This is a genomic window from Bulleidia sp. HCP3S3_C9, assembly GCF_052064035.1.
Classification (GTDB): domain Bacteria; phylum Bacillota_I; class Bacilli_A; order Erysipelotrichales; family Erysipelotrichaceae; genus Bulleidia.
Genome location: NZ_JBQHWJ010000054.1, coordinates 1 through 15,285, shown reverse-complemented (window position 1 = coordinate 15,285; position 15,285 = coordinate 1). Strand labels below are relative to the sequence as shown.

The window sequence follows — 15,285 nt, the reverse complement described above, 5'->3', positions numbered from 1 at the left end:
TCATATGCAGAGATATCGTTAAACTGCCAATGCCGATTGATCTTTACAGTGCTTACGGTGAGTATCATTATGGCATTTTTGCAAATATCAACTAAATCTTTAAAAAGAGCGATGAATGTAAAAAAAATTGAAAGCAAGCAACTGTAGCCTGGAGGATGGGAGAAAAGATGAAGAAGTGCAAATTAGTACAGAATATAATGAATTTTAAATTTTGTTGCATTATATTTTGCACAATTATATGTTTTATTGTTTTATCCGTTCCTGCATCTGCCAAAGAAATCTCTGGCAATGTTATCCGGGTAGGATCTTTTGAGGAAACTTATAATGTAGTCAATGAAAAGGGAGAAAGAAGCGGCTATGGTTATGAGTATCTTCAAGATATTGCAGGTTATGCAGGTTGGAGCTATGAATACATAACAAGTGATTGGAAAAACTGCTTTACACAGTTGGAAAATGGAGAGATTGACATTCTTGGTGGTATTTCCTATACAGACGAACGTGCTGAAAAAATGCTTTTTTCCGATATGCCTATGGGTGGAAGAGAAATATTACATCTATACGGATGCATCCAATATGGATCTTACAGCAGGAAATTTGGATTCTTTTGAGGGGAAAAATATTGGTGTGCTTAAAGATAATATACTGGAGAATATGCTTAACGAATGGGAGTTAAAGTATGGTCTGCATATGCAGCATGTCAATATTTCTAATACCACAGAAATTAAGGACAAACTGTCGAAACATGAAATTGACTGCTTTGTTTCGGTAGAGAATCCCGTTGGGAAGAATCGGATATTTCACCGCTTACAAGTATTGGAGAGACAGAAATCTATTTCGCTATAAATCCAGAACGTCCGGATATCAAAGAAGCACTGGACAGTGCTATGCGCAGAATCAAGGATGACAACCCATTTTACACAGATGATCTCTACAGGCGTTATCTTTCTGCACAGAGCAGCTCGTTTCTTTCAAAAGAAGAAAGTGAGTGGATCGAGCAACATGGTGCAATCCGGATAGGGTATCTGAATCAGGATGGAGGTATCAGCAGTGTAGATCCATCAACAGGTAAACTGACAGGTGTTATTACAGATTATGTGGATCTTGCAGAAAATTGTCTGCAAGGTCAGACTCTGGAATTTGAATTAAATGGATATGAGACAAGAAGTGAACTGCTTAAGGCATTGCAGGATGGAAAAATAGACCTGATTTTTCATACAAACCAGAATCCATACTTTGCAGAAACAAATGGATTTGCTTTGTCGGATACGCTGTTGACTCTCAATATGGCAGCAATTACGGCAAAGGATTCTTTTGATGAAAATAAAGAGAATACAGTTGCCGTTGAAAAAGATAATTTTGCATTGAAAGCATATCTTTCATACAATTATCCGCAATGGAAGGTTGTGGAATATGAAACATCAGATGCGGCAGTAAAAGCAATGCAGAAAGGAAAGACGGATTGTATTGTAAGTAATTCAGGTACTGTTTCAGATTATTTGAAAAATAATAAGCTTCATAGTGTTTTCCTGACAAAAGAAGCTGATGTTCCATTTGCTGTTCAGCGGGGAGAACCGGTTCTTTTGTCCATTCTGAATAAAACACTGACATCTATGCCTGCAGCTCAATTTTCAGGTGCAGTAGTTTCGTATAATGCTTCCTCACGAAAAGTTACAGCGAGGGATTTTATTCAGGATAATTTCCTGACAGTTTCACTTATCGCTGGAATTTCTTTTTCCGTTGTTCTGTGTATCATTCTTGATTCTTTGAAAAAATCACAACGTGCGGAAGAAAAATCCAAGAAGTCTGCCGAGCAGGCATTGAAGCTGAATCAGGAGCTTGAAGAAAAACGGCAGGAATTACAGAATGCACTTGTAGAAGCACAGAGTGCCAATAAGGCTAAGATTTCCTTTTTAAATAACATGTCTCATGACATCAGGACACCAATCAATGGCATTATTGGCATGCTTGCAATTCTTGAAAAAAGCGGAAATGATGGTGAGCGGGCAAAAGACTGCCTGAATAAAATAAATGAGTCATCGAAACTGCTGTTATCATTGGTAAATGATGTTTTGGATATGGCAAAGTTGGATTCGGGTACCATGGTTTTCAGTGATGAATCCATCAATCTGGATCAGGTATGTAAAGAAATCGCGGAGTCGCTATATTTCCAGGCAGAAGAAGAAGGACTTCGTGTTACGGAAGAACATGATGACTATAAAGGTGTATATGTCTGGAGCAATGCAGTTCACCTGAAAAAAATATTGATGAACTTGTTTACAAACAGTATGAAGTACAATACGGTGAATGGTTCTATTTACTTGAGTATGAGAACGATTGAAAGATCAGAAGATCATATGACATGTGAATTTAAAATAAGAGATACCGGGATTGGAATGTCAGAAGAATTTATAAAAAATAAGGCTATATTAGCAAAATAATTTGTGCAAATGCTTGCAATTGCAAGCAAAAATGAATATAGTAAAGAAAAAGGAGGAGATACTATGGCAAATACATCCGCTGTTTATGCAAGAATAGATACGAATCTCAAGGATAATGCTGAGAACATTCTTTCTCAGCTTGGCATTTCTCCATCCAGTGCAATTCAGATGCTTTATAGTCAGATCGTACTAAAAAAGGGTATGCCGTTTGAATTGAAACTTCCTTCTTCTAAGCCATTAGCTGTTGGTGCAATGACCAGAGAAGAACTTGATGCAGAACTTCAGAAGGGTGTTGATTCCATCAAAGCAGGAAAGATATATTCTGCAGATGAAGTTGATGCGGTATTCGCAAAAGAGTTTGGCATATGACGGATAGCTATAATGTCGACTATTCTGTAGATGCACTTGGTGATTTACGTGAAATCTATTCGTATATTGCGAATGAACTCCTTGTTCCGGAGATAGCCAAAGCTCAGCTGAGACGTATTCGAAAGGAAGTTCGTTCATTGGATTTCATGCCAGCGCGGTATACTTTAGTTGAATGGGAACCTTGGCATTCGATGAAAATGCATCAGTTTCCGGTAGACAACTTTATTGTGTATTATCTTGTTGATGATAAAGTGAGAACAGTTACAGTAGCACGAATATTCTACGGTGGTCGAGATATCGAAGAAATTATAAATTCAAATAAATAAACAGAAGTGGAGCTTTTGTGAAATGATCTCCGTAAGTAGTACAGAACCATGACAGTTCTGATGCCTCTTGCGGAGGTTATTTTTATGCGAAAAAGAAGATATACAGATGCACAGATAGAAAAACTCAGTAAAGATCTGAACATTAAAGAGATTGCATCTGGTTGCAACTGTGAATGTGCGTTTTCAGAAGCTGTGGACTTGTTTCCGTTTTGACAGGAGGGGCGCAAAGCCTGACATCAATCAGAAGTATCGTGTCACGTTGAGACAGTAGTACTGCTCACTAAGAAATCATAGAATAGCGGTCAGAAACTGCATAAACACGGCACTTTTGTGACCTTTGCCTTACTCCTTCCTGGAGGATGATAAAGGTCGCTTTTTTTCTGAATTCTCTGTATGCAAAATCTAAAATAAAATTGTATAAAAACCAACATTCTTATTTTGAACTTTCAGAAGTTGCATTAGTAATAAAATGATATTGAAAATATTTGTTTGGAATTTTATCATAAGAAAAGTGTGTTATAAAACATATGTGGATCATTGTTGATCTTGCTGAATCTGAAGTCATATAGGAGATATATTTTGATGAAAAAGCAACTTAATTATACAAAAATAATATTGGAAACTTTAGTTTTAACAGCTGCTGTTGCCATCATTGCAGCTGCAGTCTATTTTTTTCTTGTTCCAAGTCATACTTCGGTCAGTAGTATTTCAGGTCTTGGTATCGTACTGTCCAACTTTGTACCTTTACCATTATCTGTAATTACAATGATTCTGAATATCGTACTTTTAATCATTGGTTTTTTTACTTGCGGAAAAGAATTTGGTGTAAAAACCGTTTATACAAGTATTATGCTTCCTGTTTTTCTTGGACTTTTTGAAATCTTTTTTCCGAATTTTGAGTCATTTACAAATAGTCAAGAGCTGAATGTTATATGTTATATTCTTGTCGTCAGTGTTGGATTGAGTATTCTTTTTGATCGAAATGCTTCTTCTGGTGGACTTGATATCGTGGCAAAGATTATGAATAAATATCTTCATATGGAACTTGGTAAAGCAATGTCTTTGTCTAGTATGTGTGTAGCTCTTTCTGCAGCTCTTGTTTATGACAAGAAAACAGTTGTTTTAAGTATTCTTGGAACATATTTCAATGGGATTGTTCTGGATCATTTTATTTTTGACCATAATATTAAACGTAGAGTATGCATTATTACACCAAAAGAAAAAAAACTACGTGAGTTTATTATTCATGAGTTACATAGTGGTGCTACGATCTATGAGGCATATGGTGCCTATGATATGCAGAAGCATAATGAAATTATTACAATTGTTGATAAGAATGAATATCAGAAATTGATGAATTTCATTAATAAGCTTGATCCAAAAGCATTTATCACTGTTTATAATGTGTCTGATATGAGATATCAGCCTAAAATATAAGTATCATAAGGTGTTCAATTTATGGTCAGACTAGAAAAATGTATGGGATCTTCTGAAATTGAAAATATCTGAAAATCAGAAGCGTTTCGTGGCAGAAAATAAGTATCATTGAAGCATTTCAAGGAAAAAAATATGGGAAACAGGCAGTGCAGCTTGCATTAGAATTCATGAAAACATATCCTTGTAGAAAGGCTGAGTATTGCTGGGGTTCATATGAAGCTGAGAATGCAACTGCTGAAAAGCTGTATCAATCTTTTGGATTTGTGGAAACAGGTGATATGGATGGAGAAGAAAAAATTGCAGTTTTGAAATTATAACTGAGAATAAGGGGAAAATCAGATGAGTTTTTCATTTCAGGTAAATCGTGATCTACAGTTTGATCACAATAAAGAATTATTAAAGATTGCTGAAGATAATACGCCAGAGCTATTGCATACATTAAAAACAGATGTGCACTTTGTAAAGTGTGTAAAAGATTCTTCTAAATTAGGAGGGTGTGGAATTCAGCCTGTAGATGCAGACTGGACACGTTCCTATGGAAAAGGGGATACTCTAGTATTAGATTTTGGGGAACACATTACAGGCACATTTTCTATTGATATGAGAAGTGTAGGATCACCAATGGATGCTCCACTTTATATTGGTATCAAGTTTTGTGAAATGCCATGTGAAATAGAAGAAGACAGCAAGAATTATGATGGATGGTTAAGTTCTTCCTGGTTTCAGGAGGAACGTATTCACAAAGATGTTTTGCCATGTACATTACAAATGGAAAGAAGATATAGTTTTCGCTATGTAAGAATTGATGTACTAGATACATCTCCTAAATGGAAAGTGGTATTTGCACATCCATCTGCAGATGCTATCAGTTGTGCAAAGGATGCAGATATTCCTGAAATAGAAGACAAAGAATTAAAAAAGATCTATACAACAGGATTACATACTTTACATGAATGTATGCAGGATGTCTTTGAAGATGGTCCAAAAAGAGATCGTAGATTATGGCTGGGTGATTTGCGTTTACAGGCACTTAGCAATTATGCAAGTTATAAGAAAATAGATATTGTTAAACGCTGTATTGCTTTATTTTGTGGTATGAGATGTACAGATGGGAGAATTCCTGCTAATGTGTTTGTGAAACCAGAATATATTCCAGATGATACGTTTCTGTATGATTACAGTTTATTTTTAATCAATACAGTGTACGACTACATGCAGGAAACAAATGATATTCCATTCTTAAATACAATTTATTCTGTACTGAAAGAAGATATGGATGCGTGCTTGCAATGTGTGGATGATACAGGCAGATTCCATATGCAGGAAAATTTTCCTGTCTTTGTGGACTGGTCAAATACTTTTGATAAGGAAGTTTGTGGAAGTGCTATTACAATCTATGCATTACGTCAATTGATTGCACTTGGTAAGCAATGTAGTCAAGATGTTGAACACTACGAATGTGTATTACATTTAATGGAAGAAGAAGTACGTAACCATTTGTATGATGCAGACAAGCATGTGGTACGCTGCTATACAGATGAAGTGAATCTAGCAACACAAGTATGGATGGTATTATCTTCTACATTTACAGAAGAAGAGAATCATGCCATTATGCAGGAAGCAATGCATAGATTTTTCCCTGTAGAAGGTATCGCTACACCATATATGTATCATCACATTACAGAAGCTTTATTTGTATCTGGATGGAAAGAAGAAGCGATTGCGTTAATGAAATCATACTGGGGTAAGATGATAGATCTTGGAGGAGATACTTTCTTTGAAGCATTTGATCCAAATCTTCCTGATTATTCTCCATATGGCAGTACTATGATTAATAGCTATTGCCATGCGTGGAGCTGTACACCTGTGTATCTGATAGATAAATATGTATTATAGATTCGTTGACAATCAAAAAAATTTCGGTACTATTGCAATGGTTAGCTGTTTCTAACATGTAGAAACAGCTTCTTTTATCACTGAGTGTTAGTTGAAACTAACTTTATGATTGGAGGTATAATGAAGAAAATTGTGTATTGTTTCTTTGGTGTGTTTGTTTTGCATTAGGTGGGATTGGTGCTGTACTGCCGATTTTACCAACTGTTCTTTTTCTATTGCTTGCTGCATTTTGTTTTGCGAGATCTTCTGAAAGGTTGCATGCATGGTTTCGGGAAACAAAATTATATGAAGAAAATCTTGAAGATTATGTGGCTGGAAATGAAATGCGAAAACAGGCAAAGATACGTATTATGTGTACAGTGACAGTATTAATGAGTATTGGATTCATTCTGATGAGTAGTAAAGGAGTATATATTGGCTGCATCGTACTTGCTTGTGTATGGATATTACACATCTTGTATTTTTGTTTTAAAGTGAAAATGATAGCTGAATAAAGAAGCGTTATAATTTATTAAAATAGATAGAGTCAGGAAGTCAGTCATGGAAGTATATAAATATGGAGGTGATCAGGCATCTATTGTTTTGATTCAAATGGTGGGTGAACATGATCTTTCAGAAATTGAGCAGGAAATACATGAAATTCAAAAACTTACGGAGATGAAATTTCAGCTTATTGCAATCAAAGTGGATAGCTGGAATCATGATTTATCACCGTGGAATGCGAGTGCAGTATTTGGGAGTGAAGGCTTTGGTGATGGTGCAGAATATACTCTAAAAGAAGTTTTACAGTTATGTACAGACTCCAATAAAACATATTGTATTGGCGGATATTCTATGGCTGGATTATTTGCTTTGTGGGCAGCATGCAAGACAAATCGATTTGCGGCAATAGCATCAGCTTCACCTTCAATCTGGTTTCCTGGATTCTTGAATTACATGAAACAACAAAAGATTCAAAGCAACTGCATTTACCTAAGCTTAGGAAATAAAGAAGAGAAAACTAGAAATCCTATGATGAAGCAAGTAGGGGATTGCATTCGAGAGGCATATGCATGGCTCAATGAGGAAGGAATACAATGCACACTGGAATGGAATCAAGGTGGTCATTTTAAAGAACCACATGTGAGAACAGCGAAAGCTTTTGCATGGATCATGAAAAATATATAGAAAGAAATGAGAACAGGTTTTGTATGTGAAACTTGTTTTTAATTTTATGAATTGATTTTGTGCTATATTAGATTTCATATCTTTGTAAATGTGTTGATTGATATGGAGTATAAAATGAAGGGATTAGGAACAGTTATTAATGCACTTGCCATCATTGCAGGAGGGGTGCTTGGAATTTTATGTAAAAAATATTTAAAAGAAAGCTATCAAGATACGATTACTAAGGCAACAGGGTGTTCAGTCTTGTTTCTAGGAATTGCTGGAACGATTTCTAAGATGCTGCATGTAGAAACAGATGGTTCATTGAGCACAAATGGATCTATGATTATGATTCTATCACTTGCCATAGGTGCATTGCTTGGAGAAGTAATTGACTTGGATGCAAAGTTTGAACGCTTTGGTGAGTGGCTGAAGCATAAAACCGGAAGTGATGGGGATAATTTATTTGTGAATGGATTTGTTTCTGCGTCTTTAACAGTAAGTATTGGCGCAATGGCAGTGATTGGTTCAATTCAAGATGGAATCTATGGTGATCACTCAACGCTTATCGCAAAAGCTATATTAGATTTTATTATTATAATGATTATGGCTTCGTCTATGGGGAAAGGTTGTGTATTTTCATTTCTTCCTGTGGCTGTTCTACAAGGAATCATGACTGCTTTATCTGTCGTTCTTTCAAGCTTTATGACAGAAACGGTACTGAATTATATTTCATTGGTTGGCAATATTCTGATCTTTTGTGTTGGGGTTAATCTTGTCTGGCCCAGGACGATTAAAGTGGCAAATTTATTGCCATCTTTATTTGTCGCGGTAATACTGGCAGAAATGATATGAATCTGAAATTGAGTGAAGTGCGGTCACTCTTTTTTTGTATGTTATAATTTTGTTAGATATAGTACTTCAATGAAATAATTAGCTTGTAACATAATCTGAATACAGGAGAATCATATGAAAAAAGGATGGGTTGTGTTGAATGTTTTATGTATTGGAATTGTATGTATGATGATGACTTCTTGTACAGGCATTTTTCAACAAAAAAAATTAGAATCTTCTGGTCAATGTGGAGATCAGTTAAACTGGACATATGATCAAAAAAAAGAAAACATTAACAATTTCTGGCAGTGGTGCAATGAATGCACCAAAGTTTTACTGGAATGAATATGAAATTCAAACACTTGTGTTAGAAGAAGGGATTACTTCCATTTCACAATCAGCGTTTTATGGTCATTCTGGACTTCGAGGAGAATTAAAACTTCCTTCAACTTTAGAAACGATTGAAGAATTTGCATTCTATGATTGCGGTAATCTAGAAGGTAATTTAATTATCCCTGAGAATGTTAAAAGAATTGGTGATTACGCTTTTCGGGGATGTAAAAAAATGAATGGTAATCTGCAATTACCAGAAGGTTTGTTATCCATTGGAGAAAATGCATTTTATGATTGTGCGTTTCAGGATGAATTACATATTCCAGAAAGTGTTTTAGAAATTGGTAGAGCTGCTTTTAAGGGATGTGTTGGATTGCGTGGTAATCTGATCATTCCTGATCGTGTAGAAAGTATAGGAGATTATGCATTCGCACAATGTAGTGGACTGGATGGAGAATTGAAACTTTCGACGTCTTTAAAGACGATTCCTGAAAGCTGTTTTAATAGCTGTGAGAATTTGAAAGGTGATTTAATTGTTCCTGATTCTATCGAAGAGATTGGAGCACATGCTTTTTGGAATTGTGGTTTTGATGGAAAATTAGTGTTATCAAAATTTCTTAAGAAAATGGGAATATATGCATTTTCTTCTTGTAGAAAACTGACGGGAAGTCTTGTGATTCCAGAATTGATGGAAACAATTCCATCGTATGCATTTGCGTATTGTACAGACTTAGAAAGTGTAACTTTCCCAGGTGCATTAAAGTATATTTCTGAAGGTGCTTTTGGTGCTTGCACGGCATTAAAAAATATTGGTTTACCAGAGCATTTGTTAATTATTGGAAATGATGCATTTAGACATTGTATTTCTTTAGAAGGTGATTTGAACCTTCCAGATTCATTGCTTTCCGTTGGAGAACACAGTTTTGAAAATTGTAAAAAAATAAAACATATAAAACTTTCTGAATCTTTACTGAATATCAAAGAAGATGCTTTTGTTGACTGTGAAGCGTTATGTGGTGATTTATTGATTCCTGATAGTGTTTATGTGATTGGTCCGAATGCTTTTCAAAAAACAAAGATATCTTCTGTGCATTTTGGAAGTCAGAATGCAAAGCTTGTTAGTATTGGCAGTGGTTCATTTTATGAATGTGCTGCTTTAAAAAATGTTCAATTTACAGGAAATAGTCCAGATTATTATGCAGAAACAATAATTGAAGAGAAAGATGGATATCCAGAAACGTTGTATTCAAGTTTTCCGGAAGATTGTGAGATTGCATTTGTAGAAAATTCCAAAAATATAGAGAATGATTTACCTCTGTCTATCAACGGTGAAACACAGGAAAACAAAATTGAACCATATTCCTGGATGGATCATTTGCGTGGCAGCAAACTGAAAGGAACTGGTCAATATGCGGATATTGAAATCATATTTGAAGAAATGATGGAACTTCGTGTGAATGGCAGAAGAAAAAACAATGTTGAATTTAAAGCAGATCCATATGATGCTGAAATGAAAATATCAATAACATTTCCGTATAGAGATGGAATCGTTACTGATATGAGAATGATAGAAGGGAATGGAAGTGTTTGTGTTCTAGAAGCAACATTTATCAAAGACGGTCAAGAATCTTTGATGTATTTTACAGATGGATCAGAAGAAGGAATATATTTTTAGAAAGTCATGTTCTTGTTTGAAATGATGATCTGTAGAAAATAAAAATTGAAAGGAGACAAAAGATGTGTGAGATTACATTAGAAAAACTTCCCAAAACAGTAGAAGAATTAAAAGCAATGCCACAAGCAGATCTAACAAAACCAGAGGAGGTTGCTGCACTTGTTGTAGCAGTATTAGCGCTGTATCCTGAAAATCCATCAGAAACGGAAAACATGCTTGATTATTTGCGTGGTCCTAAACCACTAAATGGTATAGACAAACAATTTATTAAGGATCGTTTCCGTGGAAAAGAATATTTGATGCGTTCTTATTTTGTTGGATCAACTCCTGAAAATAACTATACGCCAGCATTGCCTTATCGCGTTGTAATATCTGAGAATGCTTATAGCAGAAGCCAATTTGAAGAAGGTTATTTAACTTTGTATGTTGCCTGTAGTGGAGCGGATAGTCCAAGACCATTGAAACTTCGCAAGAAACCTTCTACAGGACAATGGTTTTTATGGGAGCAGCAGCTTTTAACAGGAATCCAAATTCCAAAGGAAAGTGATCCTTGGGCATAGGATTCTCTGATAAGCATATTGGATGAAAGAAAAAGTAAATTAGTCTAAGCATTGAAAAAGGGAATTGCGGTAACAGTTCCCTTTTTATACCTTTTATATATGTCATACATCGAAGAAAAAGAAAAGACCAGTTCACTGCTGATCGATTCGTTTGTTTGAACCCATAGTCTTTAACCGAACTTGACTATGGAAAGATATTCAAAAAGGACATCTTAGTTTTTACTATCCTGTCAATTGTGTATGTTTGCCAAAAGGCTCCTGTATGATATTTACCTTATACATTGATCAATAAGCAATAACAAAAAGAATAACAATGATGCTCTGAATACTTAAACCATATACATTTTTCTGAGCATAATTCCATTTATAAGTTTTTTTGACAGTGATAGACGGAAAAACAGAAATTATTCTGGTAATTCAAATTCCATTTTTACTGTTGTATTTACCACATCTAAAGCAGTTTGAACATTTCGTAGTTCATCGGATACTTTTGTATAGTCATCTTGTGCCTGTTCAACAGAATAATTTGTATAGAGATAGTCAATGACTGTATTATTTCCAATACCACCAACTGAAACTCTTTGTTTTGGTAAACGTGACTGCATTTCAAATAAACGATTTTTCATTTCTGTTAATTGAGGAATATACACTAGTACCTGGTCAATTGTCATTCCTGTATTACCAACGAATGTTGTTGTATTGAAGCAATTGATGGCATGTTTTAGAATTCTGATCTTTTCATCACAGCTTTCTAGATATTTTTTTGTTTCTTCATAGTTGTAATCTGGACGAATAGATTCAATATCTTCCGCAAGGGATGCGTTAAAAGTACTGCTTTGACGTTCATTGTTTAAAGCAATATTCTTTTCATCCATGATCTTTTTTAGAAGTTTTGATGCTTCTGCAGATGTTACATTATACTTCATAAATTTTATCCTCCATTTTTTGCAAGTTCATGCATACGTGAAATATTAGTTTACATATAAGAAATGATGGTTAATGAAAGTCAAGAAACTTGCGTATGATTTTACAACATCATTATAAACATTATTTGGTGTAAATGGAATGTTTGTAAAAGAAGAGAATAAAAATACCAAGAAGCGTTTTCTTGGCATTTTATTAATAAATCAAAGCAGTAAATGTGAATTGCACTAATTTGTAATTGTCATCATAAACTTCTGTAACTGCGAAGTGATGTGTTGTTTCTTTTCCGTCTAAGAGTAAACTATAATCACAATCTGTAATCACAATCGCAGTATTTTGGAAGATATGAACGTCTTTTTTGTGAAATACTAATTTTGTTGGCTGAAATGCACCACTTGTGTAAAATGTGATTTCTTTTTCTAAATCACATGTAATACCAATGTGTACAAAATTGCAGTTTGGATGTGCATATTTTCTCATGCCTGCTTCATCGCTTGCTTCCATTGCTTCCCAGAAGCTTTCAGATACTTTTAAAATTCTATTCTTTTCCATCGTCTTGTCCATTGAAATCTGGTGCCATAGATGCGTATTTGTCTAATAATTCTTGTGTTTGTGTATAGTAATGTTTTCCGCAATCTAATGCATCAATTTCCTTCATTTCTTTTTCTGTTAATGTGAAATCATAAATTGCATTGTTTTCTTCAATATGAGATGGTGTTTTAGAACCCGGAATCACACTTGTTCCATATTGTGTATGCCATCTTAAAATGATTTGTACTGGTGTTTTATGATATTTTTCTGCTAATTTTGTGAATACAGGTTCATCCATCATCGCATGATCACCATGTCCTAATGGATACCAGGCTTCAATGATGATTTTGTAAGGTGCAAGATATTCTCTTAACTTTTTTTGTACATAGTATGGATGACATTCTACAGTGAGCAGCTGTGGCTTGATTTGTGCGATATCCAGGATTTCCTGTATTTTTTCTTCGCTGAAATTTGATAGACCGAGAGCTTTAACTTTTCCATTTTTATATGCTTCTTCCATCATTTGATATGCATGGATATAATCACATGCTGGCTGATGAAGAATCAACATATCAACATAGTCTAATTGAAGTCTTGTCAAAGTATCAGAAATTGCATTTTCATCACTATATACAGATGGCCAGAGTTTTGTGGTAACAAATATTTCTGAACGATCAATACCACTGTCTTTGATTGCACGTCCAACAGCTTTTTCATTCATATATCCATTTGCAGTATCGATATGTCTAACACCACACTTTAAAGCTGTCAATGTTGAATCATATGCTTCTTTTGGTGTGAGTAAAAATGTTCCGAGTCCACTTTTTGGCATTTGCATGCCATTGTTTAATGTAAAGAATTCCATGTTGTTCTCCTTTTAGTCATGAATATTTCTGTGATTTAAGAATGCTACTAGTTCTGGATCAAAGTGATTGATGATTTCTGAATGATCTAAGCTTTTTTTAGAAATACGATTCATTTCTTCTTCTGTCAAAGAGAAATCAAAGATGTCCATGTTTTCTTTCATTCTTTCTACTTTTGTGCTTTTTACTGTTACGCAGACACCTCTTTGAATATTCCATCTTAATGCAATCTGTGCACTAGATTTACCATATTTTTCCCCAATTTCAACAAGATCTTTATCTTGGAAAATTCCATGCTTTCCTTCTGCTAAAGCAGCCCAGGCCTGTGGAACAACACCATAATGGTCCATTGTTTTTAATGCCAGTTCCTGTGCAAAGAATGGATGAAGTTCAATCTGATTGACAGCTGGTATGATCTCAACATTTTCGCAGAAATTTGCAAGTGTTGCGGGAAAGAAATTAGAAACGCCAATTGCTTTTAGGATGCCTTCTTTGTAAGCATCTTCCATAGCTCTATAAGCTTCAAAATAATTTCCCATTGCCTGATGTTCAAGATATAGATCAAGATATGTTAAACCTAATTGATTTAATGATGTTGTAATTGCTTTTTTAGCAGTTTCATAGTTCTTCATATCTTGTACCCACATTTTTGAAATGATGAAGAGTTCTTCTCGTGTGACGAAGCCATCAGTAATTGCTTTTTGGATGGCTTCACCAGTTGCTTTTTCATTTCCGTAAGAAGCTGCTGTATCAATGGCACGATAACCAGCTTTGATGGCATTGTATACACAATTGACACATTCATCATGATCTGTAATCTGAAATACACCAAAGATAACTTGTGGAAGGTTTGCGTTTGTGTTTAATCGCCTGTAATTCATGTATGAATCCTCCTGTTCTATATTTAATATACAGTGTAGCTTTGATAAAAAATAATGAATCTTGTGAATTATGCTATACTTGAGACGTATAACGGAGAATGGATATGATCGAAATCTATCTTTTAGAACAATTATATGCGGTGTATCAATATGAAACGTTGAATCAGGCTGCGAAGCACTTACATATGACACAGCCAACATTGACAAGAAGCATGCAAAAAATTGAACGAGAATTTGGTACGCCATTATTTATACGAAAATCAAATCGTATGACGCTGAATGAAAATGGAATTCTGGCCGCAAAGTATGCAGAAAGAATCTTAAATGAAGAAAGAGAAATGATGGAACAGGTACGTTTAAATGCAACTGTTGCTATTGGCTTTTGTGCACCGGGACCAAGAATGGTTTTGAATGATGTTTTTCGTCATGGAGACTTTGGAGTTCTATCTAATTTACCTTTACAATCAAATGCATTGCTTCTAGAAGGTCTTCGTTCTAAAAAATATGATTTGATTGTGACAAGTAAAGAAGTAAAAGATGTCGATGTATATTCAAAAGAACTTTGTACAGAGGAATTGTTTGTATCTGTTCCATATAAGCATCCTTATACAAAGTTTCAATCATTAACGTATGAAAAACTAAATGGAACAACTTTTGTTATGGCAGATGATATAGGAATCTGGAAGCATATTGTAGAAGAGAATATGCCTGATTCGAAATATCTTTTACAAGATTCGATTGATGCACTCTCACAAATCGTTATTTCTAGTACAATTCCATCATTTGCATCAAATATTACATTGAAATATGGACATGAAAATGAGTCTAGAGTATATATTCCAATTGATGGAAAAAATGCAAAATATACGTTTTATTTGTGCTGCAGGAAAGAAAAGAAAGAAATGTATCAGACATTATTGACACAGGCTATTGCTTTTTGAACATTCACTAATACAAAAATAAATCGGCTAATCTACAATCGTGTGGTTGCAGATTAGCTATTTTTGTGAATGAACAAAATAATAAGATATAATAAATGAGCCAAAGAAAGTTAATGTCTAAGCAGTTATTC

20 protein-coding genes are annotated in these 15,285 nt (G+C 34.7%); 16 read left to right on the top strand and 4 right to left on the bottom strand.

Features of this window, described 5'->3' with window-relative positions:
• The first annotated feature begins 155 nt into the window (after positions 1 to 155).
• The 15 genes from ACTND6_RS09015 (at position 156) to ACTND6_RS08945 (ending at position 11,014) form a co-directional block, all read left to right on the top strand.
• Positions 156 to 608, top strand: a complete 453-nt coding sequence (locus ACTND6_RS09015) for a substrate-binding periplasmic protein (RefSeq protein ID WP_441023734.1) — start codon at positions 156 to 158, stop codon at positions 606 to 608.
• Entirely contained in the window at positions 574 to 843 is a 270-nt protein-coding gene (locus ACTND6_RS09010) for a hypothetical protein (RefSeq protein WP_441023735.1), read from the top strand. Before ACTND6_RS09015 ends, ACTND6_RS09010 begins: the two co-directional genes overlap by 35 nt.
• Before the next feature lie 41 nt (positions 844 to 884).
• Positions 885 to 2,438, top strand: a complete 1,554-nt coding sequence (locus ACTND6_RS09005; RefSeq protein ID WP_441023736.1) for a histidine kinase dimerization/phospho-acceptor domain-containing protein — start codon at positions 885 to 887, stop codon at positions 2,436 to 2,438.
• A 63-nt stretch (positions 2,439 to 2,501) separates the two neighbouring features.
• Positions 2,502 to 2,807: a type II toxin-antitoxin system RelB/DinJ family antitoxin gene (locus ACTND6_RS09000; RefSeq protein WP_441023737.1), complete on the top strand. Its 306-nt coding sequence runs from the start codon at positions 2,502 to 2,504 to the stop codon at positions 2,805 to 2,807.
• Positions 2,804 to 3,133, top strand: a complete 330-nt coding sequence (locus ACTND6_RS08995; protein ID WP_441023738.1) for a type II toxin-antitoxin system RelE/ParE family toxin — start codon at positions 2,804 to 2,806, stop codon at positions 3,131 to 3,133. Before ACTND6_RS09000 ends, ACTND6_RS08995 begins: the two co-directional genes overlap by 4 nt.
• Positions 3,134 to 3,217: 84 nt before the next feature.
• Positions 3,218 to 3,346, top strand: coding sequence for a hypothetical protein (locus ACTND6_RS08990; RefSeq protein WP_441023739.1), 129 nt, complete (start codon positions 3,218 to 3,220; stop codon positions 3,344 to 3,346).
• 369 nt (positions 3,347 to 3,715) lie between these two features.
• Positions 3,716 to 4,570, top strand: coding sequence for a YitT family protein (locus tag ACTND6_RS08985; RefSeq protein WP_441023740.1), 855 nt, complete (start codon positions 3,716 to 3,718; stop codon positions 4,568 to 4,570).
• A gap of 68 nt (positions 4,571 to 4,638) precedes the next feature.
• Entirely contained in the window at positions 4,639 to 4,887 is a 249-nt protein-coding gene (locus ACTND6_RS08980; protein ID WP_441045096.1) for a GNAT family N-acetyltransferase, read from the top strand.
• A gap of 22 nt (positions 4,888 to 4,909) precedes the next feature.
• Positions 4,910 to 6,466, top strand: coding sequence for an alpha-L-rhamnosidase-related protein (locus tag ACTND6_RS08975; protein ID WP_441023741.1), 1,557 nt, complete (start codon positions 4,910 to 4,912; stop codon positions 6,464 to 6,466).
• Positions 6,467 to 6,603: 137 nt separating this feature from the next.
• Positions 6,604 to 6,960 carry a YbaN family protein gene (locus tag ACTND6_RS08970; protein WP_441023743.1) on the top strand — a complete coding sequence of 119 codons (357 nt, stop codon included), beginning with the start codon at positions 6,604 to 6,606 and terminating at the stop codon, positions 6,958 to 6,960.
• Positions 6,961 to 7,006: 46 nt separating this feature from the next.
• Positions 7,007 to 7,633, top strand: a complete 627-nt coding sequence (locus tag ACTND6_RS08965) for a hypothetical protein (RefSeq protein ID WP_441023744.1) — start codon at positions 7,007 to 7,009, stop codon at positions 7,631 to 7,633.
• A gap of 114 nt (positions 7,634 to 7,747) precedes the next feature.
• On the top strand, positions 7,748 to 8,467 hold the full coding sequence (locus ACTND6_RS08960) for a DUF554 domain-containing protein (RefSeq protein WP_441023746.1): 720 nt from the start codon (positions 7,748 to 7,750) through the stop codon (positions 8,465 to 8,467).
• Positions 8,468 to 8,581: 114 nt separating this feature from the next.
• Positions 8,582 to 8,791 carry a hypothetical protein gene (locus ACTND6_RS08955; RefSeq protein WP_441023747.1) on the top strand — a complete coding sequence of 70 codons (210 nt, stop codon included), beginning with the start codon at positions 8,582 to 8,584 and terminating at the stop codon, positions 8,789 to 8,791.
• Positions 8,718 to 10,454, top strand: coding sequence for a leucine-rich repeat protein (locus tag ACTND6_RS08950; RefSeq protein ID WP_441023748.1), 1,737 nt, complete (start codon positions 8,718 to 8,720; stop codon positions 10,452 to 10,454). The genes ACTND6_RS08955 and ACTND6_RS08950 overlap by 74 nt, the downstream gene beginning before the upstream one ends.
• Positions 10,455 to 10,516: 62 nt before the next feature.
• Positions 10,517 to 11,014 (top strand): DUF6935 domain-containing protein, encoded by a 498-nt coding sequence (locus ACTND6_RS08945; RefSeq protein WP_441023749.1) that lies wholly within the window; start codon positions 10,517 to 10,519, stop codon positions 11,012 to 11,014.
• A gap of 404 nt (positions 11,015 to 11,418) precedes the next feature.
• Here ACTND6_RS08945 and ACTND6_RS08940 read toward each other — a convergent pair whose 3' ends face one another.
• From ACTND6_RS08940 to ACTND6_RS08925, 4 genes are all read right to left on the bottom strand, one after another.
• Positions 11,419 to 11,940 (bottom strand): hypothetical protein, encoded by a 522-nt coding sequence (locus ACTND6_RS08940; protein WP_441023750.1) that lies wholly within the window; start codon positions 11,938 to 11,940, stop codon positions 11,419 to 11,421.
• A gap of 193 nt (positions 11,941 to 12,133) precedes the next feature.
• On the bottom strand, positions 12,134 to 12,490 hold the full coding sequence (locus ACTND6_RS08935; protein ID WP_441023751.1) for a nuclear transport factor 2 family protein: 357 nt from the start codon (positions 12,488 to 12,490) through the stop codon (positions 12,134 to 12,136).
• Positions 12,477 to 13,334 carry an aldo/keto reductase gene (locus ACTND6_RS08930; RefSeq protein ID WP_441023752.1) on the bottom strand — a complete coding sequence of 286 codons (858 nt, stop codon included), beginning with the start codon at positions 13,332 to 13,334 and terminating at the stop codon, positions 12,477 to 12,479. The genes ACTND6_RS08935 and ACTND6_RS08930 overlap by 14 nt, the downstream gene beginning before the upstream one ends.
• Before the next feature lie 12 nt (positions 13,335 to 13,346).
• On the bottom strand, positions 13,347 to 14,213 hold the full coding sequence (locus ACTND6_RS08925) for an aldo/keto reductase (RefSeq protein ID WP_441023754.1): 867 nt from the start codon (positions 14,211 to 14,213) through the stop codon (positions 13,347 to 13,349).
• 104 nt (positions 14,214 to 14,317) lie between these two features.
• Between ACTND6_RS08925 and ACTND6_RS08920 the strand changes: the two genes are divergently transcribed.
• The gene (locus ACTND6_RS08920; protein ID WP_441023755.1) at positions 14,318 to 15,154 is read left to right on the top strand and encodes a LysR family transcriptional regulator; all 837 of its coding nucleotides are present in this window, start codon (positions 14,318 to 14,320) and stop codon (positions 15,152 to 15,154) included.
• Positions 15,155 to 15,285: the final 131 nt, after the last annotated feature.

Bases quoted from the DNA above. Each gene is read 5' to 3' on its own strand.
- ACTND6_RS09000 (WP_441023737.1), top strand. From the start codon at position 2,502: ATGGCAAATACATCCGCTGTTTATGCAAGAATAGATACGAATCTCAAG.
- ACTND6_RS08985 (WP_441023740.1), top strand. From the start codon at position 3,716: ATGAAAAAGCAACTTAATTATACAAAAATAATATTGGAAACTTTAGTT.
- ACTND6_RS08965 (WP_441023744.1), top strand. From the start codon at position 7,007: ATGGAAGTATATAAATATGGAGGTGATCAGGCATCTATTGTTTTGATT.
- ACTND6_RS08920 (WP_441023755.1), top strand. From the start codon at position 14,318: ATGATCGAAATCTATCTTTTAGAACAATTATATGCGGTGTATCAATAT.
- ACTND6_RS08990 (WP_441023739.1), top strand. From the start codon at position 3,218: ATGCGAAAAAGAAGATATACAGATGCACAGATAGAAAAACTCAGTAAA.
- ACTND6_RS09005 (WP_441023736.1), top strand. From the start codon at position 885: ATGCGCAGAATCAAGGATGACAACCCATTTTACACAGATGATCTCTAC.
- ACTND6_RS08940 (WP_441023750.1), bottom strand. From the start codon at position 11,940: ATGAAGTATAATGTAACATCTGCAGAAGCATCAAAACTTCTAAAAAAG.
- ACTND6_RS08960 (WP_441023746.1), top strand. From the start codon at position 7,748: ATGAAGGGATTAGGAACAGTTATTAATGCACTTGCCATCATTGCAGGA.
- ACTND6_RS09010 (WP_441023735.1), top strand. From the start codon at position 574: ATGGATCTTACAGCAGGAAATTTGGATTCTTTTGAGGGGAAAAATATT.
- ACTND6_RS08925 (WP_441023754.1), bottom strand. From the start codon at position 14,213: ATGAATTACAGGCGATTAAACACAAACGCAAACCTTCCACAAGTTATC.
- ACTND6_RS08935 (WP_441023751.1), bottom strand. From the start codon at position 12,490: ATGGAAAAGAATAGAATTTTAAAAGTATCTGAAAGCTTCTGGGAAGCA.
- ACTND6_RS09015 (WP_441023734.1), top strand. From the start codon at position 156: ATGGGAGAAAAGATGAAGAAGTGCAAATTAGTACAGAATATAATGAAT.
- ACTND6_RS08950 (WP_441023748.1), top strand. From the start codon at position 8,718: ATGATCAAAAAAAAGAAAACATTAACAATTTCTGGCAGTGGTGCAATG.
- ACTND6_RS08995 (WP_441023738.1), top strand. From the start codon at position 2,804: ATGACGGATAGCTATAATGTCGACTATTCTGTAGATGCACTTGGTGAT.
- ACTND6_RS08975 (WP_441023741.1), top strand. From the start codon at position 4,910: ATGAGTTTTTCATTTCAGGTAAATCGTGATCTACAGTTTGATCACAAT.
- ACTND6_RS08930 (WP_441023752.1), bottom strand. From the start codon at position 13,334: ATGGAATTCTTTACATTAAACAATGGCATGCAAATGCCAAAAAGTGGA.
- ACTND6_RS08945 (WP_441023749.1), top strand. From the start codon at position 10,517: ATGTGTGAGATTACATTAGAAAAACTTCCCAAAACAGTAGAAGAATTA.
- ACTND6_RS08955 (WP_441023747.1), top strand. From the start codon at position 8,582: ATGAAAAAAGGATGGGTTGTGTTGAATGTTTTATGTATTGGAATTGTA.